Source organism: Autumnicola patrickiae (assembly GCF_031846525.1).
Lineage (GTDB): Bacteria > Bacteroidota > Bacteroidia > Flavobacteriales > Flavobacteriaceae > Autumnicola > Autumnicola patrickiae.
This window is the reverse complement of sequence record NZ_JAVRHM010000001.1, coordinates 301,832-325,598: the sequence shown is the minus strand read 5'-3', so window position 1 is coordinate 325,598 and position 23,767 is coordinate 301,832. Positions and strand designations below refer to the sequence as shown.

22 protein-coding genes are annotated in these 23,767 nt (G+C 39.9%); 13 read left to right on the top strand and 9 right to left on the bottom strand.

Annotation, left to right across the window (positions count from 1 at the left end):
• The first annotated feature begins 25 nt into the window (after window positions 1-25).
• The 11 genes from RM549_RS01495 (at window position 26) to rimO (ending at window position 8,372) form a co-directional block, all read left to right on the top strand.
• Entirely contained in the window at window positions 26-802 is a 777-nt protein-coding gene (locus RM549_RS01495; RefSeq protein ID WP_311679967.1) for a 3'-5' exonuclease, read from the top strand.
• A 72-nt stretch (window positions 803-874) separates the two neighbouring features.
• Window positions 875-1,489, top strand: coding sequence for a fumarylacetoacetate hydrolase family protein (locus tag RM549_RS01490; protein ID WP_311679965.1), 615 nt, complete (start codon window positions 875-877; stop codon window positions 1,487-1,489).
• A 4-nt stretch (window positions 1,490-1,493) separates the two neighbouring features.
• Complete coding sequence (locus RM549_RS01485) at window positions 1,494-1,832, top strand: Hpt domain-containing protein (RefSeq protein ID WP_311679964.1); 339 nt, start codon at window positions 1,494-1,496, stop codon at window positions 1,830-1,832.
• Window positions 1,832-3,082: a competence/damage-inducible protein A gene (locus RM549_RS01480; RefSeq protein WP_311679963.1), complete on the top strand. Its 1,251-nt coding sequence runs from the start codon at window positions 1,832-1,834 to the stop codon at window positions 3,080-3,082. Before RM549_RS01485 ends, RM549_RS01480 begins: the two co-directional genes overlap by 1 nt.
• Window positions 3,083-3,229: 147 nt before the next feature.
• Window positions 3,230-3,469: a 50S ribosomal protein L28 gene (gene rpmB, locus RM549_RS01475; protein ID WP_311679961.1), complete on the top strand. Its 240-nt coding sequence runs from the start codon at window positions 3,230-3,232 to the stop codon at window positions 3,467-3,469.
• Between the two features lie 24 nt (window positions 3,470-3,493).
• Window positions 3,494-3,676, top strand: a complete 183-nt coding sequence (gene rpmG, locus RM549_RS01470) for a 50S ribosomal protein L33 (protein WP_311484496.1) — start codon at window positions 3,494-3,496, stop codon at window positions 3,674-3,676.
• Window positions 3,677-3,683: 7 nt separating this feature from the next.
• Entirely contained in the window at window positions 3,684-3,836 is a 153-nt protein-coding gene (locus RM549_RS01465; RefSeq protein WP_311679959.1) for a DUF4295 domain-containing protein, read from the top strand.
• Between the two features lie 133 nt (window positions 3,837-3,969).
• Window positions 3,970-4,923, top strand: coding sequence for a signal recognition particle-docking protein FtsY (ftsY, locus tag RM549_RS01460; RefSeq protein WP_311679957.1), 954 nt, complete (start codon window positions 3,970-3,972; stop codon window positions 4,921-4,923).
• 68 nt (window positions 4,924-4,991) lie between these two features.
• The gene (locus RM549_RS01455) at window positions 4,992-6,614 is read left to right on the top strand and encodes an amidase family protein (protein WP_311679955.1); all 1,623 of its coding nucleotides are present in this window, start codon (window positions 4,992-4,994) and stop codon (window positions 6,612-6,614) included.
• The gene (locus RM549_RS01450) at window positions 6,614-6,889 is read left to right on the top strand and encodes a hypothetical protein (RefSeq protein ID WP_311679954.1); all 276 of its coding nucleotides are present in this window, start codon (window positions 6,614-6,616) and stop codon (window positions 6,887-6,889) included. Before RM549_RS01455 ends, RM549_RS01450 begins: the two co-directional genes overlap by 1 nt.
• Window positions 6,890-7,016: 127 nt before the next feature.
• Window positions 7,017-8,372, top strand: a complete 1,356-nt coding sequence (gene rimO / locus RM549_RS01445) for a 30S ribosomal protein S12 methylthiotransferase RimO (protein ID WP_311679952.1) — start codon at window positions 7,017-7,019, stop codon at window positions 8,370-8,372.
• 158 nt (window positions 8,373-8,530) lie between these two features.
• Here rimO and RM549_RS01440 read toward each other — a convergent pair whose 3' ends face one another.
• The 7 genes from RM549_RS01440 to RM549_RS01410 form a co-directional block, all read right to left on the bottom strand.
• Complete coding sequence (locus RM549_RS01440) at window positions 8,531-9,589, bottom strand: class I fructose-bisphosphate aldolase (RefSeq protein ID WP_311679951.1); 1,059 nt, start codon at window positions 9,587-9,589, stop codon at window positions 8,531-8,533.
• 39 nt (window positions 9,590-9,628) lie between these two features.
• Window positions 9,629-10,930, bottom strand: a complete 1,302-nt coding sequence (locus tag RM549_RS01435; RefSeq protein WP_311679949.1) for an erythromycin esterase family protein — start codon at window positions 10,928-10,930, stop codon at window positions 9,629-9,631.
• Between the two features lie 88 nt (window positions 10,931-11,018).
• On the bottom strand, window positions 11,019-11,693 hold the full coding sequence (locus tag RM549_RS01430; RefSeq protein ID WP_311679947.1) for a TIGR02117 family protein: 675 nt from the start codon (window positions 11,691-11,693) through the stop codon (window positions 11,019-11,021).
• Window positions 11,694-11,767: 74 nt separating this feature from the next.
• Window positions 11,768-12,454 (bottom strand): TVP38/TMEM64 family protein, encoded by a 687-nt coding sequence (locus RM549_RS01425; protein WP_311679945.1) that lies wholly within the window; start codon window positions 12,452-12,454, stop codon window positions 11,768-11,770.
• A 339-nt stretch (window positions 12,455-12,793) separates the two neighbouring features.
• Entirely contained in the window at window positions 12,794-15,625 is a 2,832-nt protein-coding gene (locus RM549_RS01420; protein WP_311679943.1) for a M16 family metallopeptidase, read from the bottom strand.
• A gap of 29 nt (window positions 15,626-15,654) precedes the next feature.
• Complete coding sequence (locus tag RM549_RS01415) at window positions 15,655-16,611, bottom strand: calcium/sodium antiporter (RefSeq protein ID WP_311679941.1); 957 nt, start codon at window positions 16,609-16,611, stop codon at window positions 15,655-15,657.
• A 95-nt stretch (window positions 16,612-16,706) separates the two neighbouring features.
• The gene (locus tag RM549_RS01410) at window positions 16,707-19,184 is read right to left on the bottom strand and encodes a M14 family metallopeptidase (RefSeq protein ID WP_311679939.1); all 2,478 of its coding nucleotides are present in this window, start codon (window positions 19,182-19,184) and stop codon (window positions 16,707-16,709) included.
• A gap of 185 nt (window positions 19,185-19,369) precedes the next feature.
• On the opposite strand from RM549_RS01410, the gene bshC reads away from it, so the two are divergent.
• Window positions 19,370-20,989, top strand: coding sequence for a bacillithiol biosynthesis cysteine-adding enzyme BshC (bshC, locus tag RM549_RS01405; protein ID WP_311679937.1), 1,620 nt, complete (start codon window positions 19,370-19,372; stop codon window positions 20,987-20,989).
• A gap of 228 nt (window positions 20,990-21,217) precedes the next feature.
• Window positions 21,218-22,582, top strand: a complete 1,365-nt coding sequence (locus tag RM549_RS01400; RefSeq protein WP_311680668.1) for a pyridoxal phosphate-dependent decarboxylase family protein — start codon at window positions 21,218-21,220, stop codon at window positions 22,580-22,582.
• 123 nt (window positions 22,583-22,705) lie between these two features.
• Here RM549_RS01400 and RM549_RS01395 read toward each other — a convergent pair whose 3' ends face one another.
• Both RM549_RS01395 and RM549_RS01390 read right to left on the bottom strand, forming a co-directional pair.
• Window positions 22,706-22,861 carry a hypothetical protein gene (locus tag RM549_RS01395; RefSeq protein WP_311679935.1) on the bottom strand — a complete coding sequence of 52 codons (156 nt, stop codon included), beginning with the start codon at window positions 22,859-22,861 and terminating at the stop codon, window positions 22,706-22,708.
• A gap of 136 nt (window positions 22,862-22,997) precedes the next feature.
• Entirely contained in the window at window positions 22,998-23,723 is a 726-nt protein-coding gene (locus RM549_RS01390) for an SIMPL domain-containing protein (protein WP_311679933.1), read from the bottom strand.
• Window positions 23,724-23,767: the final 44 nt, after the last annotated feature.

Genomic DNA, 23,767 nt, shown 5'->3' with positions numbered 1-23,767 from the left:
AGTATCTTTGAAAAAAATATTTTTCATGGAGTTAAATCTGACCAAGCCTATCTGTTTTTTCGATCTTGAAACAACAGGAACCAATCTGGTGAAGGACAGGATCGTAGAGATTGCCGTTCTGAAAATTTTTCCAAACGGAAACAAAGAAAGTAAAACATGGCTTGTAAACCCCGAGATGGAAATTCCTGAAGAGGTAATTGCTATTCATGGAATCTCCAACGAAAAAATTGCAAACGAGCCTACTTTTAAAGAGCTGGCGAATCAGGTTTACGATATGATAAAGGGATGCGATTTGGGAGGGTACAATTCCAATAGATTCGATATTCCTCTTTTAGCTGAAGAATTGCTGCGTGCAGGAGTCGATTTTGAGATGAAAAATATGCTCGCAGTAGATGTACAAACTATTTTCCATAAAAAAGAACAGCGCACCCTTTCTGCAGCTTACCAGTTCTACTGCGGAAAAAATCTTGAAGATGCACATAGTGCTCAGGCAGATACTAACGCCACTTACGAAGTGCTAAAGTCGCAGCTTGATAGGTATGACGATTTAACCAATGATATTAAATGGTTGGCTGGATTTAGTGCAAGAAGGCGTTTTGCCGATTTTGCCGGATTTATAACCTACGATAAAAAAGGCCAGGAAATTTTTGCTTTTGGAAAATACAAAGGAAAAGGAGTGGAAAAAGTTCTGGAAGAAGAGCCAGGCTATTTTGGATGGATTCAAAATGCCGATTTTCCACTGTACACTAAAAAAGTTCTTACTGCGATAAAACTTAGAAAGCTGAATAATAAGCTCTCATAATTCACCTTCAGCTCTTCTGTAAACCTTGAATATAAAGCGCTTTAGTTGAAGGGTCTATAACACATTGTAGATATGAAGATTATTTGTATTGGAAGAAATTACACCGATCATATTTCAGAATTAAAAAATGAAAAGCCAGAAGATCCCGTAATTTTTCAGAAGCCGGATACAGCAATTCTACTCAAGAAACAACCATTTTTTATCCCCGACTTTTCTAATGATGTCCATTATGAAGTTGAAGTCCTGGTAAAAATTAATAGAGTGGGAAAACATATCCAGGAAAAGTTTGCTCATAAATATTATAACGAAATTGGACTTGGAATAGATTTTACCGCACGGGACCTTCAACAGAAATTGAAAAGCAAAGGACTGCCCTGGGAAAAAGCAAAAGCCTTTGATGGAGCAGCTGTGATAGGCGAGAAATGGTTGCCGAAAAATGAGATAAAAGATATAAATAATCTTAACTTTAGTCTTTTAAAGAACGAAAAAACTGTTCAAAATGGCAATACCTCTTTTATGTTATGGAAAATTGATGAGTTAATTGCCTATGTTTCTACCTTTTTTACGCTTAAAATCGGGGATGTTATTTTTACAGGGACCCCGGCAGGCGTGGGTAAAGTGGAGCCAAACGATAAACTGAAAGGATTTATTGAAGATGAGCAGGTTTTTTCAATCCAAATCAAATAGCCTAATGAGCAGTTATAACCTGGATGAAGTTAAAGAAATGGCCGGTGGCGATGACGATTTTATGAAAGTTGTGGTGCAAACTTTTCTGGAAGAATTACCTCCGGATGTAGAAGCCATGAACGAGGCAATCGCAAATGGTAATTCAAGTCTTGCATATCAATATGCGCACAAAATGAAGCCAAACCTTCAGCTTTTCGGACTTAATTTGATGAACCAGATTCGTATTATAGAAGCATGGTCCAAAGAAGGCAAGATGAAAGATGAAGTACCAGAAGCGGCAGCAATGATCTCAAAAAAAGTAAATGTGGCGAGTAGCGCCTTAAAACGCGATTTTAACCTCTAATGACGGCTGAAATAATAACTATCGGAGACGAAATCCTCATCGGGCAGATCGTCGATACCAATTCTGCGCACATTGCACAGGAGCTCAATAAGATAGGAATTGCTGTTCATCAGATAATTTCTATTGAAGATGAGAAGGAGCATATTCTTCATACCTTCAAAGATTCAGCGGCAAGGGCAGAGGTTGTAATTATAACAGGGGGACTTGGTCCAACCAAAGACGATCTTACTAAGTATTGCCTTTGTGAATATTTTGATGATGTTCTGGAGCTTAATGAAGATGTTTTAAAGAACGTCGAAAAAATCTTCGAAAAAATAGAGAATGCCCAGGTTTCCGATTTAAACCGGGAACAGGCCATGGTTCCTACAAAAGCTACAGTTTTGCATAATAAATTCGGTACCGCACCGGGTTTATGGCTAAAGAAGGATAAAACGGTTTTTATCGCTGTTCCGGGAGTGCCTTTTGAAATGAAAGCACTTATGGAGCGCGAAATTATTCCCAGGTTAAAGGAGGAGTTTAACAGACCATTTATTTACCATAAAACGATTCGGACTTATGGGCTGGGAGAAAGCGCCATAGCAGAGCGAATTGAAGAATGGGAGGATAACCTGCCAAAAGCTATAAAACTTGCTTATCTCCCGGGCCTTGGCACCGTGAGGTTGCGACTTTCTGGCAAGGGGGAAAATGAAGAGGAACTGAAACTTTCTATAGAAAAAGAGTTTGAGAAACTTTATCCTTTACTGGAAGATATTATAGCAGATTCGATTTCAGAAGATGATAATATTGAGGAGACGATAAGTAAATTACTTTCTTCACGAAACCAGTTCCTTTCTGCTGCAGAAAGTTGCACCGGTGGGGCACTGGCAGCGCAGTTTACACTTAATCCGGGAGCTTCTACCTGCTTTAAGGGCAGTATTGTTTCTTATGCGACACAGGCAAAAAAAGAGATATTGAATGTACCTCCGGAAATAATAGAAAAATATAGTGTAGTAAGTGCTGAAGTTGCAGAAGCAATGGCATCTAATGCCAAAAAGATGTTTAAATCTGATTATGCAATAGGAACTACAGGAAACGCTGGCCCCACAAAAGGCGAAAGTGATGCCGATGTAGGTACTGTTTTTATAGGTTTGGCCACTCCAAATGGTGTTTATTCTAAAAAATTTGTATTCGGAAACAATAGGGAGCAGGTGGTTCAGAAAACTGTAAATAAATCTTTTGAATTGATTTTAAGGAAATTAGCGCAGCTTTAATGAGTGAATTAGAGTAAAAGGTTTTTTTTATAGAGAAAATTTCCTGATATATTTCCTGTAAATAATTTTTATTTTAGGTTGTCTGTTATATAAAAAAATCGTTAATTTGCAGCCTGTTTTGAAATAACGAGTTTAAAGAATAGAGCAATGTCAAGAGTTTGTGAACTTACAGGTAAAAAGGCGATGGTCGGGAACAATGTTTCTCATGCAATGAATAAGACCAAGCGTAGATTTAATGCCAATTTGGTTAAAAAACGTTTTTTTATTCCTGAAGAGGATAGATGGGTTACTTTAAAAGTTTCCACATCTGCGCTTAAAAATATCAATAAAAAAGGCATCTCTGCTGTAATTAAAGAGGCAAGAGAAAAAGGATTTATGAAAAAATAGTCCTAAGCAAAAAAACAGAACGAAATGGCAAAGAAAGGCAATAGAGTACAGGTTATATTAGAGTGCACAGAGCACAAGGGAACAGGTAAACCTGGAACCTCAAGATATATCACAACCAAAAACAAAAAGAACAGCCCTGATAGATTAGAGTTGAAGAAATTCAATCCTATCTTGAAGAAAATGACTGTTCATAAAGAAATTAAATAATTGAGTCATGGCAAAGAAATCAGTAGGATCAATCCAAACAGGGACAAAAAGATTAACCAAAGCAATAAAAATGGTTAAATCTCCAAAGACAGGTGCCTATACATTTGTTGAAGCGATAATGGCTCCTGAGGACGTAAGCGATTTTTTAAATAAAAAATAATCGGAAAGTTTCCCGTTGTATAGAATAAAAGCCGTCCCGATATAATCTGGACGGCTTTTTCTTTTTGATTATATTTACACTTACTGTTCTGGAATTTTCTTCCGGAATTTCGTGATTTTAAACCTACCAGGAAATGAGTTTATTTAAGAAGATTTTTTCAAAGGAAAAGAAGGAAACGCTGGATAAGGGACTTGAAAAGTCCAAAAGCAACTTCTTCTCAAAGATGAGTAAGGCTGTTGCCGGTAAGGCCAAGGTGGACGAGGAGGTACTGGATGACCTTGAGGATATTTTGGTAAGCAGCGATGTTGGTGTGGCCACTACAATTAAGATTATAAACAGAATAGAAGAGCGTGTTGCGCGCGACAGGTATTTGGGGACCGATGAACTTAATAAGATCCTGCGTGAAGAAATTGCGGGTCTTCTTTCTGAAACCAATAGCGGCGAAGCTTCAGAAATTCATGTTCCGGAAAATACCAAGCCTTACGTGATAATGGTCGTGGGGGTTAACGGAGTAGGAAAAACAACCACCATAGGTAAACTCGCGCACCAGTTTAAAGGTGCCGGGAAAAAAGTTGTCCTTGGTGCGGCCGATACTTTTAGAGCGGCGGCGATAGACCAGCTTCAGATTTGGGCAGACAGAACGGGTGTTCCCATCGTAAAGCAGAGCATGGGCAGCGATCCCGCTTCGGTGGCTTACGATTCGGTTCAGGAAGGGGTAAAGCAAAATGCAGATGTCGTTTTGATCGATACCGCCGGGAGGTTACACAATAAAGTAAACCTTATGAAAGAGCTATCCAAGGTAAAACGTGTGATGCAAAAGGTGATTCCAGATGCTCCACACGAGGTTTTGCTGGTTTTAGATGGATCTACCGGTCAAAATGCTTTTGAACAGGCCAAGCAATTCACAGCGGCTACAGAAGTTACTTCCCTTGCGGTTACCAAACTTGATGGAACTGCGAAAGGCGGAGTGGTTATCGGCATTAGCGATCAGTTCCAGATTCCGGTGAAATATATTGGAGTAGGAGAGGGAGTTGAAGATTTGCAGGTTTTCAATAAGTACGAATTCGTAGATTCTTTCTTTAAATAGATAAATACAGTAGGTCGATAATTGCCATTTTTGAGGTGCCGCTAAATTTTGCATTTAGACAGTAATTAATGAAAAAGATCATTTTAATTTTTTTGGCTTTTCTTGCACTTTCCTGTGCAGATAATAAGAAAAATGAAGCTGAACAACCTGTTCAGGATACTATAAGTCAGTCTGAAGAGCCAGAATACAGAGTTTTGGATTCGAAATTCATCAACAAAGACTCTCTTATGGCTCCTTTTGCTGAAGAATTGTCAAATTTCTCTGAGGAACGTTATTCTGAAGTAAAACCACTGATTTTTGATCGCAATATTCCTGAAATTCAGGACGCAATCCAATCTGGAAAGCTTACCTATGAAGAATTAGCACTTTTTTACCTAAAACGGATTCAGAAGTTCGATAGAAATAATAATCGGTCGTTAAATTCGGTCATTTTCCTAAATCCGAATCTTCTGGAAGAAGCCAGGGCTAAAGATCAGGCTACAAATGATGGTCAAAAACATCCAATTTTCGGCATTCCGGTGCTTTTAAAGGATAATATCAATACTGAAGATATGCCGACTACTGCTGGTGCGGTGGCTCTTCAGAAAAACATAACCGGCGATGCTTTTATAGTCGAAAAACTGAAGAAAAACGGCGCTTTAATTCTGGGAAAAGCAAACCTGAGTGAATGGGCTTATTTCTTCTGCGGAGAATGTCCCAGTGGCTATTCGGCAGTTGGAGGGCAAACCCTTAATCCCTACGGAAGAAAAATTCTGGACACCGGAGGCTCAAGTTCGGGAAGCGCAGTGGCTGTAGCGGCAAATCTGGCTCCCGTTGCGGTAGGTTCAGAAACATCAGGATCTATATTGTCACCTTCCAGTCAAAATTCAGTGGTAGGTTTAAAACCCACAATTGGAGTTTTAAGCCGTAGCGGAATTATTCCAATTTCCAGTACGCTTGATACTCCGGGTCCTATTACAAAGTCGGTTGTGGACAATGCCATTTTACTTTCAGCAATGGCAGGGAAAGATCCGCAAGATCCGGTTACAAAAGAGGCTCCCGCTGTTTCAGATTATTATACTTCGCTGGAAAATTCTTCACTGGAAGGAAAAAGGTTTGGTGCCATCCGCGGATTAATGGAAGATTCCTTGTACGTTCGTGCAGTAAATGATCTTAAAAATGCCGGGGCAGTAGTCATAGAATTTGAAGCGGAGGAAATTGAATTACCAAATTTCCTGCGACTGCTAAACCTGGATATGAAGAAAGATCTTCCTGCTTATTTTCAGAATTATGGCGGAGAGTTAGACGTTGCAAGCGTAGAGGATGTATACCGTTACAACGCTCAGGATTCTATGGAACGGGCACCTTATGGGCAGTCTTTGTTCGAAGGAATTATGCAGGATTCTGCTACCCAGGAAGAGTTTGCTGCGGTTAAAGACACGCTAAGAATCAACGGAAGGGCCTTTTTTGATGTTCCTATGCAGGAGCATAACCTGGATGGTGTAATTTCCATCAATAATTACCATGCCGGTTATGCGGCGGTTGCACAATATCCCGCAATCACCGTTCCTATGGGTTATGGTGAAGATGGAGCGCCACGCGGACTTACAATATTTGCGAGGCCTTTCGAGGAACAGCAATTGCTTAACTGGGCCAAAAAATTTGAAACTGTTTCCCAACGCCGGATTTCCCCGGAAAATTACAACGATTAATGTCCAGACGAAACCTCGTTCTAATTTCAAAAATCATTTTCTTCTATAGCATCTTTTATATTATTATGAAGATAATTGCCATTTTTGGAGGTGCCTGGCTTTGGCCAAATCTCGTGCTAAGTATTCCCTACGCGATATTTGTGGCCATTGGTGCCTATATGATGAAAACAGAAAAATTTAGCTGGGCTTATGTAATTGCAGGGGTAATCGTGATATCTATTGTACGATATTATGAGAGGGAATGGATGCTGGCACTTCAGCAATACTTCAGTTAACATCAAATCTTCTAAAGAATCTTTATTTCTAATTTTAGGTTGTATCTTTGCACCGCTTTTACGGCAGGCTTCACAGGTTGTTGAATTTGTGAAGATTAAGAAAAGCAGATAATAGAAAAAGTTGAGTATGAGGACAAAGTCGTTCAAGAAGAACAGGATTAATGTAGTAACCCTTGGCTGTAGTAAAAATGTTTACGACAGTGAAATTCTAATGGGACAGCTGCGCGCCAATAAAAAGGATGTGGTGCATGAGGAAGAGGGGAATATTGTGGTGATTAATACCTGTGGTTTTATCGATAATGCTAAGGAGCAGTCGGTAAACACCATTCTTGAATTTGTAGAGAAGAAGGAGCAGGGAGAGGTAGATAAAGTCTTTGTAACTGGATGTTTGAGTGAACGTTATAAGCCAGATCTTCAAAAGGAAATTCCGAATGTAGATCAGTATTTCGGGACAACGGAGCTGCCCGGACTTTTAAAAGCTTTGGAAGCTGATTACAAACATGAGCTTATTGGCGAACGATTGACTACCACTCCAAAAAATTATGCTTATTTAAAGATTGCTGAAGGTTGTGACCGTCCATGTTCTTTTTGTGCAATTCCGTTAATGCGGGGTGGCCACAAATCTACTCCTATAGAAAACCTGGTGACTGAAGCTAAAAATCTCGCAGCCCAGGGAGTTAAAGAACTTATTTTAATTGCTCAGGATCTTACTTACTACGGATTGGATCTTTATAAGAAACGGAATTTAGCTGAACTTCTTGAAAACCTTGTGAAGGTGGAAGGAATTGAATGGATCAGGCTTCATTATGCATTCCCAACCGGTTTCCCAATGGACGTTTTGGATGTTATGAAGCGGGAACCGAAAATTTGCAATTATCTTGATATTCCTTTGCAACATATTTCTGATGATTTGCTGAAGTCGATGCGACGCGGAACAACTCATGAGAAAACTACAAACCTTCTGAAGGAATTCAGAAGCAGGGTTCCGGAAATGGCGATCAGAACTACGCTTATCGTTGGATATCCCGGTGAAACCGAAGCTCATTTTCAGGAATTGAAGGATTGGGTAAAAGAGATGCGATTTGAGCGTCTTGGTTGTTTCACCTATTCTCATGAAGAAAATACGCACGCCTATAATCTTGAAGACGATGTGCCACAGGAAGTAAAGCAGCAGCGTGCCAACGAAATTATGGAGATCCAGTCCCAAATTTCCTGGGAACTGAATCAGCAAAAAATCGGAAAAACCTTCAAAGTAGTTATCGATCGTAAAGAAGGAAATTACTTTGTAGGTCGTACAGAATCTGATTCACCAGATGTTGATAACGAGGTTCTAATCAATGCTTCTTCAGTTTATCTGAAGACTGCAGAATATTACGACGTAAAAATTACCGAAGCCGCCGACTTTGATTTATACGGAGAAGCAGTAAACGTAAAAGCTGAGAAACCATCCAGAAAAGAACTTAAGATAAGGAGGACAGTTTAAGTTTCTTCTAAAAAAAAAATTTTCTGTTTACAAGCTCTCCTGCAAGGTCTTTCTTGATCTTGTAGGTTTTAAGTTTGGGTTAAAAAAGACCCACAAGATTTCTAAAACCTTGCAGGTCTGACTGAGAATTTTTACTGCCACTGCCTACTGCTCACTTATTAAGCCACCGTAATTTTATCATTCAGATAAACACTTTGCACGCTTTCCAAAATATCCACACCTTCTTTTAAAGGCCGCTGAAAAGCTTTTCTTCCCATAATAAGTCCGCTACCGCCTGCACGTTTGTTGATAATTGCCGTTCTAACGGCCTCTTTATAATCTGATTCTCCTTTAGAACCACCTCCGGAATTTATTAAACCTATTTTTCCCATGTAGCAGTTGGCAACCTGAAGCCGGCAAAGATCAATTGGATGATCTGTGGTAAGGCTTTCGTACATTTCATCATCATGCTTTGCAAAGTCAATTTCCCGGAAACCATAGTTATTGGTCGGTAGTTTCTGTTTAATAATATCAGCTTTTATAGTAACGCCAATATGGTTGGCCTGTCCGGTAAGATCGGCTGCGCTGTGATAGTCTTCACTATCGGTTTTAAATTCGCTGTTACGGGTATAGCACCAGAGAATGGTTGCCATTCCCAGCTGGTGTGCCTCTTCAAAAGCTTCGGCAATTTCCTGGATTTGACGGTTACTTTGCTTTGATCCGAAGTATATAGTGGCTCCAATGGCCGTTGCACCCATATTCCAGGCTTCTTTTACCGTTCCGTAGGAAATCTGGTCATACTTATTAGGGTAGGTGAGCAGCTCGTTATGATTGATTTTTACAACAAAAGGAATTTTATGAGCGTACTTTCTGGAATGGAGTGCAAGTGCACCAAAAGTGGATGCCACACCATTACAACCTGCTTCTACTGCCAGCTTCACTATATTTTCCGGATCAAAATAATCCTGATTTTTGTAAAACGAAAAAGCCGCAGAATGTTCGATTCCCTGGTCTATCGGCAAAATATTGATATAACCCGTTCCGCCTAAATTTCCGTGGTTATAGAGCTGAGCAAGATTTTTTAGTACCTGCGGACTCCTGTCGCTTTCTCTGAAATTATCCACACTTTCTGGTCCCGGAATCTGTAGCCGCTCCTTTGGAATCTTTTTGCTAACGTGATCCAGATAATAGGAAGCATCGTCTCCTAAAATTTCAGTGATTTCATTTAATTCTTTCATAGCTCTTCTAGTTTATTATTGTAATTATTTCAGTTGATTTTATATTCCAAACGGATAAGTCTCTGGAGTGAGGTCACCTTTCGGTTTAATTTTGAGCGGGTGCAAAGCTTCGGTTTTATCAATAAAGAGAAAGGCGTCATATCGATCAGACATCCGGGAAGGAACATAGTTTCCTCTTTCCCAACCTGGATCGTAGACCACACCTATTGCACGATGACCTATTCTTTCTGAAAAAGCTTCTTTTAATTCAGAAGCTTCATCAAAAATTATCAGTTTATTAGCAGGATCAGATTTATGAAGTTGCCGTTCGAGACTTCCTTCAATCCCTTTCGGAACTTTCATCTTCTGCATTGGTGCTCCCCAGCTACTACCGGCCATCACCGATCCTGAATAAGATCCAAAGCCTACCAGCACCACACCTTCATCTTTATGCTGTTCCCGCACAAGCTGCCCAACGTTTAGTAGTCCGCTGGCGGCCATGCCTGTCGCACGTGCGTCCCCAACATGGGTGTTATGTTCCCAAACAATCACCTTCGCGTCTGGATCATGGTAGTCCATTAGAGTATTCAGTGTTTCCACCATATGTCTGTCCCGCACATTCCAGGAATCATCCCCAAAACCTGCCATTGCTTCGTAGTATTTTTCAGCATTGGCCATTACAAGCGCATTAATTTCCGCATTTAAATCAGCTTCCTCTTCCGTATTGTAATTATGGGCATTATGCCGCACTTCCTTTAAAAGCTTAATGACTTCAGCTTTACAACCTTCTTTAGCCGATTTAAATACAGAGGCGTAAGAATCACGCTCTTTATAAGGCTCAAAACATTGAAAGGCATTTTTGGCAATTTTCGCAGTTTCAGGATCTTCCTTTTCGAGGTATTCGACGAGTATTTCCATAGAATCCCAGAGGCTGTAAACGTCCAGACCATAGAATCCTATTTTCTTCTGGTCTGCGAATTTGCTGTTATGGTTTTTTAACCAGGTTGCAAAAGCGGCAATTTCCCAATTCGCCCACATCCACGTCGGCCAGCGATTAAATTCTTTTAATACATCCTGAATATTTTCTCCGGAATTGGGATAATCTTTAATCCATTTGTTGATTTTATAGCAATCGGGCCAGTCACCTTCAACGGCAATAAAGGAAAATCCTTTTTCTTCTATAAGTCGTTTGGAAATCTGGGCCCGCCAGGTATAATATTCGTGGGTGCCATGACTGGCTTCACCCAAAAGCACATATTTATAATCCCCGATCCTGTCCAGAAGAGGATCCAGATCCTCAGAATTTTGGAGGTTGTGGTAATACTTCTTTAATTCAGAATCGTCAGTCTTCACAGAAATCATCTCACTTCATTTTATTGGTTGTTTACTGAAGTTAAGTAATTTAGGAAGGACTACCGAAGTGAAGTATTATAAAAAAAGTATAAAAAAGCTATGGATACTGATAAAATATACCCTGAGTGAAGGGAGTCCAAAGACAGGCTTTCATTTCAGAATTTTTCAGTCCATTGTTTACCCAGGTGTTACAGGTTTTAAAAGGGTTTAAAGAACCTTTAGCATAGTAAAAGGCATCACGAGAGTTGTAATGAAGATTTGGTACAGGCTGAATATTCCCATATTTATCCAATTGAAAAGTATGAAGGAAATATTCCACCATGGCAGCGTATTGTTCTTTGCTAATGGACAGGGCTATTGTACCATCATTTCGTACTATCTCCTGATGTAATTTTATGTGCAGCGCTGCGGGTGTTTCAAGAAAAAGGGAATTAAACGCGGTTTTAATTGTCAGATCTTCCCATTGAGGTGTAGTCCTGTAGAATTCCAGATCGCCCCAGCCAAAGCCGACGTATTGATAATCTCCTGGTGAAGTTTTAAAATGTTCTTCTTGAAAAATTTCTTTCCAGTCAAATACACTGGATTTGAAAGGAACTACCAAATCTGTATGTGTACCGTTGGAAATAAGAAAAACCGAAATTTCCTTTTCCTGATTTGTTTCCTGTTTATTTACAGGAATAATGCTTCCAATTATTGCCAGTATCAGGTAAATGAAGAATGGTAGAAAAAAAATCAAAACACCATTCCGGAGGTAACGTAGAAATTTCTTCATAGGACGGAGATGGTAATTTTAGTAGTGCTCTCATTTTTTAGAATATCCTGCACCGCGCTGTTTATTATTCAATTCTATTTGCCATTTCTTCGCTTTCTGTAATCGATTATAATATAAATGGCATAAGCTACGATTCCGGCGCCACCAATCCAATACATGCCGTTTTTTAAGGTTGAAATATCTTCGGAAAAATATCCTATTGCTATAGAAAGTGGTAGCATTCCGCAGAAGGTAGCGAGCATGAACTTTTTAAATTTCATATTAAGCATTCCTGCAATAAAGCTGATGGAATCATTAGAAAGAAATGGTGAAATCCTAAAGAGGATAACAGATCCAAATGCGTAATGGGTTATCCAAAAGTCCATTTTCTTCAGTTTTTCTTCACCAATTACGCCCTCAAGAGCACCTTTTAATTTAATACCGATAAAATATCCTATTGCAGAGGCTAGCATGACCCCGGTAAGTGAAATAAGAACTCCCCACCAAAGACCGTATGCCATAACTGAAATAATCACCGGCAGCCAGGAAGGGAAAATGATGAGGAACATTTGCAAAATGATAAAGACAATAATAGCTATAGGCCCCCAAATCCCAAATTCTTTAAAATAGGCATGTGTTTCTTCAGTATTACCCTTTAAAATTACGTTGACAGTTTCATCTGCAAAATCCTGAAATGCCGGAAAAATAAAGTATGAAGCAACCAGGCAAAGAATAATAAAGGCTGAAAGGGCAAAAGATGAATATTTTGAGTATTTCTTCAAAAACTTCTGAAATTGTATCTATAAAAATAGTAAAACTTATGATTTAAAGCGCTTTTATGGCCAATTGATGCTGGAAATAAGTAAAACAAGCTGAAAGCTAAACTATTTCTCTAAAGCTAAAATAAGGCAGGGCCTTAAAATGGCAATTATCGTACTTCAGTTTTAAGATGCTCAATCTGACAATAGAATATTGAAGATCTAAGGAGGGAATTAGAGCGGAGTCAGGAAATTTCAAGAGATTAAGCTTAAGCATCCCGACTCCACTCGTGTGACAAAGTTCTTTAGTTTTGAAAATTTCTTATCAACCTTTTAAAAAATGGAAATAGCTAATAAAAAATATTATTCTTCAGACGGATTAAGCAAAACAGGTTTTCCGTAGCCTAGTACTTCCAGTTGGTCAAGCTGAGTTTCGGCGTCTCCAACAATCAGGTAGTACATCTTATCGGGATCAATATATTTTATAGCTAAATCTTTAATGTCTGTTACAGTCATTTCCTCCACCAGTTGTTCCCGTTGCTTAACATAATTCTTGTCCAGTTGATAATTGCGGATATCACTCAGCATCTCCAATTTTGAATCCAAAGTTTCGAATTTCCTGGCGTTGCTTTTTATCATATAACCCTTGGTGACTTGAAGATCATTCTGATTAAAATTTTCCGGATAATTTTCCAGTATTTCTTTAATCAGTAAAGCCGCTTCACTGGTAATATTGGAACGTACGCCCGTGGAAATCATAAATGGCCCGGTATTTTGGTCACCGTAAAATCCGGACCGGATTCCGTAGGTGTAACCCTTTCCTTCCCTTAGTTCCTGGGTGAGCTGGGAGGCAAAGCTCCCGCCGCCAAGCCGGTAATTCATTACTTCTGCGGGATAATAATCTTCATCTGCTGCGGCCAGTGCAGGCGTTCCAAACCTAAAAACCGACTGTTTTGCACCGGGAACATCGTAAAAGTACACCAGGGATTCTTCTGGTTTCTGTGGTTCGGGTAATTCGGGAAAGCGAAAATTTTTAACCGGCCAGTTTGCTCCAATACCTTTAAGGGAGTTTATTACATCATCTTTTTCCAGTGCACCTACTGCCATAAAACCGGAGCTTAAAGGGGAGAGGTAAGAGTTATAATAATTCTTTAAATCTTCCATGGTGATGCTTTCTACAGAAGCTTTGGTGCCGAGTATATTGTGGGAAAGTATATGACCTGGCCCATAGACGAGCTTCTTAAATTCATTACTTGCAATACTGTTTGGATTGGCTTCCATCTGCTGAATCCTGCTTAGAACCGATTGTTTTGCCAGCTGAAACTCTTCTTCGTCCCAGCGCGGTTCCAAAAGGATCTCTTTAACAAGCTCCATAGTTTCCTGGTAATTCTTGGCCAGTGTACTCCCGCTCAATGTGATTTTCTCATCTCCCGCGCTTACATTAATATTAGAACCCAAAAGTTCTATGGCTTCTTCCAGTTGCTGCGGAGTCTTATCCTTTGTGCCTTTTGTCATTAATTCGGCTAAAAGATTGGAAACTCCAACTTTATCAGCATTCTCCAACATGAGGCCGCCTTTCATCTCCAATGCAAATTTTACGAGCGGTACTTCAGTATTTTTAATTCCCGAAACGCTTAATCCTGAAGGTAAGTGTGCTTCCCAAATTTCCGGCTCAATCATTTCTGGTTTTGAACTGTAGGGAGGTTCAGTACTTCTGTCAAATGAAGTTGGCGTCTTCTCGTAAGCAACACCCTGGTTCAAATCGATGTCCTCTTCAGCTCCTTCAACTATTTGCTCTTCTGCAACTTCAGCTTCTTCAGAACCTTCTAAGGCAAGTTCAACCTGACCTTTTGGAGTAAAACTGGTCGCGACATAAGATTTGTTTTTGATGTATTTCTTGTAAACCCGCATCACATCTTCCGCAGTAACCGCAAGTATTTTTTCAACTTCCTTGTTGATGTAATTGGGATCGTTGGCGAAAATTTCATACTGGGCCAGCTGAAAGCCTTTTCCCAGCACGCTGGAAATACTATTATAGAAATTGCTTTCCTGTCCTGCTTTTATTCTCTTTAAATCCTTCTGCGGAATCCCTTCTTTTTCAAATTTTCTGAAGCTTTCTTCAATCGCAGCTTTTACCGAATCAAGATCCTTACCGTCGTAAGCTCTTACCTGCAGCATAAACTGCCCGGCTAATTCTGAAGTATAATTAAACATATTCACTCTACCCGTAAGTTGTTTCTCGTCAACCAGGTCTTGATAAAGTGGTGCATTTTTTCCGTCAGAAAGATATTTTGCGAGTAATTCCAATGCATAGGAATCTTCATGATAAGAATAAACAGAAGGCCATGCCATGGTAAGTTCCGGCAGGTTTGCGAAATTATCTTCATAATATAACTTCTTTGTTTCAGCCAGCTTCACAGGTTGTTTTTCCTGTCTCTGCATCTCGTCCCCGCGTGGGATTTCGTCAAAATATTTGTGAACCCATTCTTTAGCCTGTGCTTTATCGAAGTCCCCGGCGATTGTAAGCGTCACGTTGTTGGGTACGTACCAGTTGTTATAAAAATCTTTCACATCCTGCAATGTTGCGTTTTGAAGGTCTTCCAGAGAACCTATTACCTGCCAGTTGTATGGATGATCATCCGGGTAGAGATTTTTATCTATAACATACATGGTGTGGCCATAGGGAGCATTATCTATTCCTTGTCTTTTTTCGTTTTTGACGACTTCTTTTTCCTTTGCCAGTACAGGCTCTGTTACAGTATTTATAAAAAATCCAAGTTTATCTGCTTCTGCCCAGATCATTTTTTCCAGGGCATCATTAGGCACAGTCTGGAAATAATTTGTCCTGTCCCGGCTGGTAGAACCATTCGCTCCGGAACCTCCAATGCGTGCACTCATTTTATCGAGTCCGCCTTTTCCAAGATTTTCTGACTCAAGGAAGAGCAGATGTTCAAAAAGATGGGCAAAACCAGTCCGACCTTCTTTTTCTCTTGCAGACCCTACATGTGCGGTTAATGCCACTGCAACCACGGGATCAGATTCGTCCACGTGTAAAATAACATTCAGACCATTTTTTAAGGTAAAAGTTTCAAAATCGACATTAAATCTTGTTGATGGATTTCCCTGTTCCTGAGCAGAAACATTTCCGCAGATTAAGAGAATAAAAAGAGTAAAGAATACATTTCTGATGTTCATGTGGTTTTATGCTTTTGTTTCAGCGGATTCTATGCTGCCACGAGATAACTTACGTAGGCAATATATAATCCCAGTAATAAAAATCCTTCCCAGCGTTCCAGTTTTCTTCCTTTTCCTGTAAAAATAAAGATGAAAAGCAGCAGTCCGGCTGCGATATTAACGAAAATATCAAAAAACGCACCATCATTGATCTGGAGCGGAGCAACTGTTGTGGAAACTCCAAGGATTAGGAAAATATTAAAAATATTAGATCCAACCACGTTTCCTATTGCAATATCCACGTTCTTTTTCCTTACAGCAATAACTGAAGTTGCCAGTTCTGGTAACGAAGTACCTACCGAAACTACAGTTAAGCCTATAACTCTTTCTGAAAGTCCTATAACTTCTGCAATACCCACTGCGCTGTCCACTATTAATCTACCACCTACAATAAGTCCTGCAAGTCCCAGGATTATAAAGATAACAGCCTTTCCGGTAGAATAATCTTTTGTCTCCATTTCTTCCTCTTCCCCGCCTGCCTTTGCTACCGTGAGATTGTAGACCAGAAATATGGCGAAGAACAAAAGCAAAACAATTCCTTCAGATCTTGAAATAAAGTTGTCCGAAGCACCATCTAAAAGAACATCGGCAGAAATTATCAAAACACAAACAGCTGCAAGAAGGCTTAAAGGAATCTCCAGCCATGTTGTGCTGGTTTTAACCGTTAAAGGATAAATAATAGAAGCAATTCCCAGGATACCAAGGATGTTGAAGATGTTACTCCCCAAAACATTTCCCAAAACCATCTCTGTACTACCGCTTACCGCTGCAAAAACGTTAACGACCAGTTCTGGAGCAGAAGTTCCAAAAGCTACAATAGTTAACCCAATAACAATGTTTGGAATTCCCAGTTTTACGGCTACACTGGAAGCAGCGTCCACCAATTTTGTCGCGCCAAAAATAAGGGCTGCAAAACCGCAGATAAGAAGAAGCAGGTTTATAATCATTATATCAAATTTTGGATAAATATATAACTCAGGAATGAATTGCGCTCATTTATTTTTATTGATATGGTGAACCATACCATGTTCATATTCCCCTCCTAATTGTTTACGAAAAAGAGCGAATTCACAAAGAAAAGTTTTCCGTTCTCCCAGAAGGACCTGAAGAGAGGATTATCCACTAAGTATATAATACTCCCGCTTCCCAGTCTTTCTTCTCCAAAGACGACGGAATTTTTCAGGTTTTTCTGGGCTTCGCCTCCGGCAAAACCGGAAACGATTTCCGGATCCTGAATGTACGCTACATTATAGCCTTCCTTCAACAGACTATAGCTGTCACTATTCAATTTTAAACTGAAATAGCTTTCTTTATAACCAAAAGCCATGGGATGAGTATTGTCTACCTTAGTTTTTATAATACTTCCGGTGATTAAATCTTTAATGCTTTCCCTTTCCCGCTGATTATAAGGAATGAGATTTCCTGTTTTTGCAGAATCTGCCGGTTTTTCCACTTTATTCTCTTCTAACTGAAAATCATCTCTTCCACTAAAATATCCTGCCGCTTCGCCAATAGCAATTAATTTTCCGCCATGGCGAACCCAATCTGTAACATCTTCTAAAACAGCTTCAGTAAAAACATCTTCATAATAACCTTCTGGCATCACGAGCACATCGAACTGGGAGAGATCAATTCGCTGAAAGTAATCTGTGTCAATTCTCGTAATGGGATAATTCAAATCCTGTTCAAAGAAATGCCAGATTTCACCGTAGTTTAGGGAAGAGATATCATCTCCTTTTAGTACTGCGATTCGCTGCGGGTTTACCAATTTTACGTCCGGCGATCCAAAATCGGGGCCGCTACCGGCAAAGCTGCTTTTGGCAGTAAGAAGTTGCCGGTTAAGCCGATTTGCAATTTCAACTACTTTTTCGTCGAAATTTTCAGTGTTGCGGTTGTCGCTTTTAGTGATAATAAGGCTTCCGCGGTCAAACTGCTGACCTTCACTTTCAAAAGGGATTTCTGAAAATCTCACCCGGATATCCTCTTTTAAAAGTGCAGCCAGAAAACGTGCATCCTGCATACTGTTCCATTTCGAAATATATCCTGCTCCAGAAGGATTGGCAACGTTCTCTATTTCCTTTTCCGTAATGTTGTTAGCAGTAGAGATACTACGCGGACTCGCAATAGCTTCAAGGCCATAGGCATACGGGAGGCTCCAGGCCGTGATATCATAAGTAAGGGAATCTGCAAGTTTTGTGGCCGGTTCAAACAGCACTTTTACCATTTTTCCTTTTGGCTGGTTGCTGCTTACCACCAAAGTTTCTTCTGTAGCATTGGAAGTTGTACTCATTTTACTGCTGTAATCGTATCCTTTAATTCGTTGATTTGCAGCATTGCTATAGGTTATTTCGTGCTGGTCTAAAAGTTGTTTGACAGCAACAATTTTATCGGGATTTCCCCTAAGGGCATAGCTTTGATATTCAAATTCTTCGTTATTGCTGAAGAATTTTTTGAACTCATTATTTAAATCCTCTATGTTTTGAGAAGCAACTTCAACGGTGGAAATTCCGGTGGTAAAGTGGTGTATAATCCGGTCTTTTAAGGTTAAAATTTCTCCTTCGTCTGTTTCTATTCCCAGTCCGGCACGACCGTGTCCTGCCTGTTCAAAGGTCATCCCGATCGCACCTAAATATGTAGGATAGGTATCCCCGTAGCTGGGGTAGAGAAGATCAAAGCTCTCTTTGGTAAAAAAGAGCCAGCCTTCTTCATCAAAATATTCAGCATTGTTTTTGCCAATTTTCGTCTGAAATTCCCGCTGAAAAGGAGTGATAACTTCATGAAAAGGTTCCGCGGCAGGAGCGAAATAATAGGGTTCGTTAATTCCCTGCTCATGAAAATCAACATGAATATGAGGCATCCACTGATTATAGATTTTTAATCGCTGCCTTGTTTCTTTCTGCGTTGCCCACGCCCAGTCGCGGTTAAGATCAAAAAGATAATGATTTGGACGTCCGCCGGGCCATGGTTCATGATGTTCTGTAGCTGACTGCGCCGTATTAAAAGGTGTAGCTTCTACCTGGTTATACCAGTTTACATAGCGGTCACGGCCATCGGGATTTACAGAAGGATCGATAATAACTACAGTATTTTCCAGCAAATCCCTGTTTTCAGTAATTAAGGAGTAAAGTGTAGCCATAGCAGCTTCTGTACTGGAAGCTTCGTTGCCATGCACGTTATAACTCAACCAAACAATCGCCTTCTGGTTATCTGCATTATTTTGACCATCCAAAAGCCCCGCGTTATTTAAATGGTTTCTTCTGATGTTTTCCAGATTCTGTAGATTTTCTTCGGAAGAAACTATGGCGTAGGTCAGTGTCCGGCGTTCGTAGGTTTCACCGTAAGTATGATATTGCACCAGCGGCGAATTTTCAGCTACATGTTCAAAATACTCTACAACATCTGCATGTCTGGAAAATTCCTCTCCGGCTTCGTAGCCAAGAAAATCTGCGGGGGATTGTTGGGCGTTAAGAAATGGAAGACTTAGGAGTAAAAAAGTGAACAGAGGAAATAGCTTTTTCATGTAAAAAAGATAGGATTATTTTTTAGGTAAAGATAATGCAGGCGATGAAATTGAGCCGAATCTGTCCGGATTAAATTGAAAATTGGACCGAAAGTCTGCTTCTGTTGTTAATAAAATCCTAAAAAATCGAGAATTTATATTAGAATTTAAAAGGCCTTATCTTTACAAAAAATTGAACTCAGCAGATGCCATCAGAATGTATACCCTATTCCGAAACTAATTATTTTACCAATTTAATTTTGGATTATTTGTCTCAGAAACCAGATGTTCAGAAATTTTATAACCGTTATCCTGAAATTGACAATTTTCAGGCTCAGATTGAGGAGAAAAAGGCTTCTTTTTCTTCCGAAAAAAGGCAGGTGCTGGTGAGGGTGCTGGAAAGGCAGTACGAAAATGTGCAAATTTCAGGTGCCACCGCAGAGAACATAAAATTGCTTGGAGAAGAAAATACTTTTTCAGTTACTACGGGGCATCAGCTAAATTTATTCTCGGGCCCTTTGTATTTTCTCTATAAAATTGTCTCTACCATTAATTTGACAAAAATTCTGAAGGAAAAGCATCCGGAATATAATTTTGTTCCGGTTTACTGGATGGCAACTGAAGATCATGACTTCGAGGAGATCAATTTTTTCAACCTGAAAGGCAAAAAGTTCAAATGGAACAATGCAGATAAGAAAGCTGGAAAAACTGCAGTTGGTTTTCTTAATACTGAAGGACTTCAGGAAGTTTTTAATCTTTTTTCCGCAGAAATAGGGGCAGGGAGAGATGCAGCATTTCTGAAGGAATTATTTGAAAATGCTTATCTGAAGCATGAAAATTTAACTGAAGCTACCCGCTATTTGGCGAATGAACTTTTTAAGGACTACGGACTCGTAATTCTTGATGCCCAGGAGAAGGAACTGAAGAAAGAATTTATTCCCCATGCGAAGAATGAACTTCTGGACCAGGTTTCTCATAAAACAACATCAAAAAGCCTGGAAGAACTGAGTGCTTTGGGATATAATGTTCAGGTGAATCCGCGGGAGATCAATCTTTTCTATTTAACTGAAGATTTTCGGGAAAGGATTATAGAAAGGGAAGGGAACTATTTTGTTCACGATAAGGAGGATATTAAATGGAGCCGCGAAGAAATTGTAAAGGAATTGGAAGAAAATCCGGAGCGATTTAGTCCGAATGTAGTGATGCGGCCTTTATATGAAGAAGTAATTCTGCCGAACCTTTGCTATATTGGCGGCGGCGGAGAGCTTTCATACTGGCTGGAACTAAAGAATTATTTTAAGGCCGAAAATGTGCCTTTTCCGATGTTGCTTTTGAGAAATTCAGCGTTGATTCAAACGGAAAAACAACAAAAAAAACGAGAGAAATTAAAAATTACCAATAACGAACTTTTTCTGAAGCAGCATGAGCTTATAAATAGGAAGGTGCGAAAAATCTCCAATATCGACATCGATTTTTCACCACAAAAGGAGCAGCTTGTAAACCAGTTTCAGCAAATGTATGATCTAGCTGAAAAAACCGATAAAACTTTTCTGGGAGCCGTAAAAGCGCAGGAAGTAAAGCAGTTAAAAGGGTTGGATCACCTGGAAAAGCGGCTGCTGAAGGCTCAGAAACGAAAACTAAAAGATGAGGTAACCCGAATTGCCAATCTTCAGAATGAATTATTTCCCAATGGGTCTTTACAGGAACGACAGTCGAACTTTTCGGAATTTTATGCAGAATTTGGCAAAGAACTTATTCCTACCCTTGTGGAACATCTTAATCCTCTAGAAGAGAACTTTAAAATATTGACTTTCAGTCAGGATTAAGGCGAGGTCTGAAAATGCCAATTATCGATAAGTAGAACCTTTAAGTTGACGTTCGTGCAGTTTAGAATAAATTTTATTATATTTTCAGAAGTAAAGAAAACTTTTTTCAGGCTGGCATGATCAATTGATTATTCGTTCTTTCTCATTGATTATCAGAACGGCGGGTTGACTAGTGAAAATGAATTGGATAGAGAAAAAATAAAAAGTACAGATTTGGAAAAAAACAAGATGCATACTATAGATATGGACCTGGTGGAAATGACGCTGGACGTCATGAAATACACCATAGACCGTATCTCAAATATTACTCCCGAAATGGGAGCACCTAAGAAAGAAGAAGAATTGTTGAGACTGGTAGGGCAAACCATAACTCCGCATGGAATTGGAGGTGAAAATGCTTTTAAGTTATTTAAAGATGTGCTGGTAAAAGCGACTGTGCCTATCGATCACCCGCGACATCTGGCTTTTGTGCCGGCAGCACCTACCAGGGCTGCAATTATGTTCGATCTGGTAACATCGGCTTCCAGTATTCATGGAGCGTATTGGATGGAAGGTGCCGGCGGAATTTTTTGTGAAAACCAGGCGATGAAATGGCTGGTTTCGCTTACCGGATTGCCAGAAGGTGCTTTTGGTGTGTTTACCAGCGGGGGAACAGCCGCTAATCTTTCGGCTATGGTCGCTGCGAGAGAAGAATGGCGGGCACGGAATTCAGATAATATTGCGGTAAAGGCTTTGATGCTTACTTCACATGGAGCGCATAGTTCCATCCAGGCGATGGCCAAAGTGATAGATGCCGATGTGGTGATGATTGATTCTGAAGAGGAAAATCTTACCGGAAGGGAACTGCGAAATGCTATAGATGAACTTGAGGAAAAGGATAAAAAACGTCTTTTTGCTGTAGTGGCCACCGGTGGAACCACAAATGCCGGAATTATAGATGAGCTGGATACGATTGCAGATGTTTGCGAAAAAGAAAATGTATGGTTTCATGTTGATTGTGCTTATGGAGGAGGAGCTCTTGCAGCACCCTCTGTACGCCCCTTGTTTAATGGGATTGAGCGTGCAGACAGTATCACGATCGACCCTCATAAATGGCTGTTTTCGCCCTACGATTGTGGCGCGGTAATTTACCGGAACCTGGAGTTGGCTAAAAAGGCCCACGCCCAGGAAGGCTCTTACCTGGAAATTTTTCAAGACGAAGGAGCACAGGGATTTAACCCCGCCGATTATCAGATTCAGCTTACCAGAAGGGTTAGAGGAATGCCTTTATGGTTCTCCCTCGCCATGCACGGGACAGACAAATACCGGCAGGCAATAGAACGCGGAATTGAACTTGCGCAGATTGCTGCCAAAAAAATAGAAGCACGGGAAAATTTGGAAATGGTAAGACCCACAAGCCTTTCTGTAGTTTTGTTCCGAAGAAAAAACTGGTCTCCGGAAGAATATAAAGAATGGACATACAGGAATCATCGGAACGGTTTTGCACTGGTGACGCCTACAAAATGGAAGAAAGAAACTGTTGCCCGTTTCTGTTTTATTAATCCTGATACTACAGAAGAAGATATTGATAAGATTCTGGATACGATGGGTTAAGAGCAAAGCCGAAGTAAGAAATTGGGTATTGCTCAGGAATTAAAAAAGTCAAGGTCGAAAATTGCCAAATTTCGACTTTGAACTTTTCTGTTCCTGGAATGGTGTCGACGTAGGAATAACAGTTTATCCAGCTTTTTTTCTGAACCTGCCTGTGATCACTAATGCAATTCCCAAACCTACAGCAAAACCAAAGATCCACGCGTAATTTGATTCAATAAAGAATTGCGCACATATTCCTAGTGCGAGTAATACCGCTCCAATTATTCTGGTTTTATTCATATTTCTTATTAGGACGTGATGCTTTTACCCAATGCTAAATCTAATAATTTATATTTACTTCAGAATACCTAATGTTTTTCTCTAAAAGCTATTTTGCTTAAGATCGATAATTGTCATTTTTAGACCTGCACTTATTTTAGTCAATTTCATAGTCAAGACGCATGGTAATGGAGGCGGTTTTCTTTTTGTCCGCAGTATTGTAGGCGCCGCTCCAGCTGTAATCTTCACCGCTATTTTGTCCCGTGATCTGGAAAACCCCCATATTGGCATTTTTCAGCTCCCCCAGGCTGCCACCGCTGTTTTCTGCTATCCTTTCAGCTCTTACACGGGCGTCTTCAGTCGCTTTAGAGATCATTTCAATCTTAAGATCAGCAATTTTTGTATAATAATATCGCGGGGGAGTAGAATTGAACTGCACGCCCTTGTTTAGTAGTTCTGTGATTTCCCTGGAGACGTTTTCAATAAGCTCCACTTCATTCGATTCAATTTTTACTGATTGAATCAGCTCGTAACCTTTAAAAATGCTGCCCACAAAATTACCGTTTTGATATTGGTTTTCATTTTGTTCTATGGTTTGAACAGAATTAAAGACGATGTTTTCCTGTTTTATACCATTGTCCAGAAGATATTTTCTTACCGTTTCTTTGTCTTTATTAAGCTGTTTATAAGCTTCTTCAAGATCTGGACTTACACGGCTAAATTGTCCCTCCCAAACAATAAGATCTGATGTGAAATTTTCGCTTCCGGAACCGGTTACCGAAATCACTCCGTCTGGATTGGCGCGGCTTACATACGCATTACCTAAAAATATTGCAGCCACGACAATAGCGATGGAAAAGATAATTGCACTTAAGTATTTCATAATTTAAAAATTAGATGGGAATAAAGGTATAAAATACCAAGATT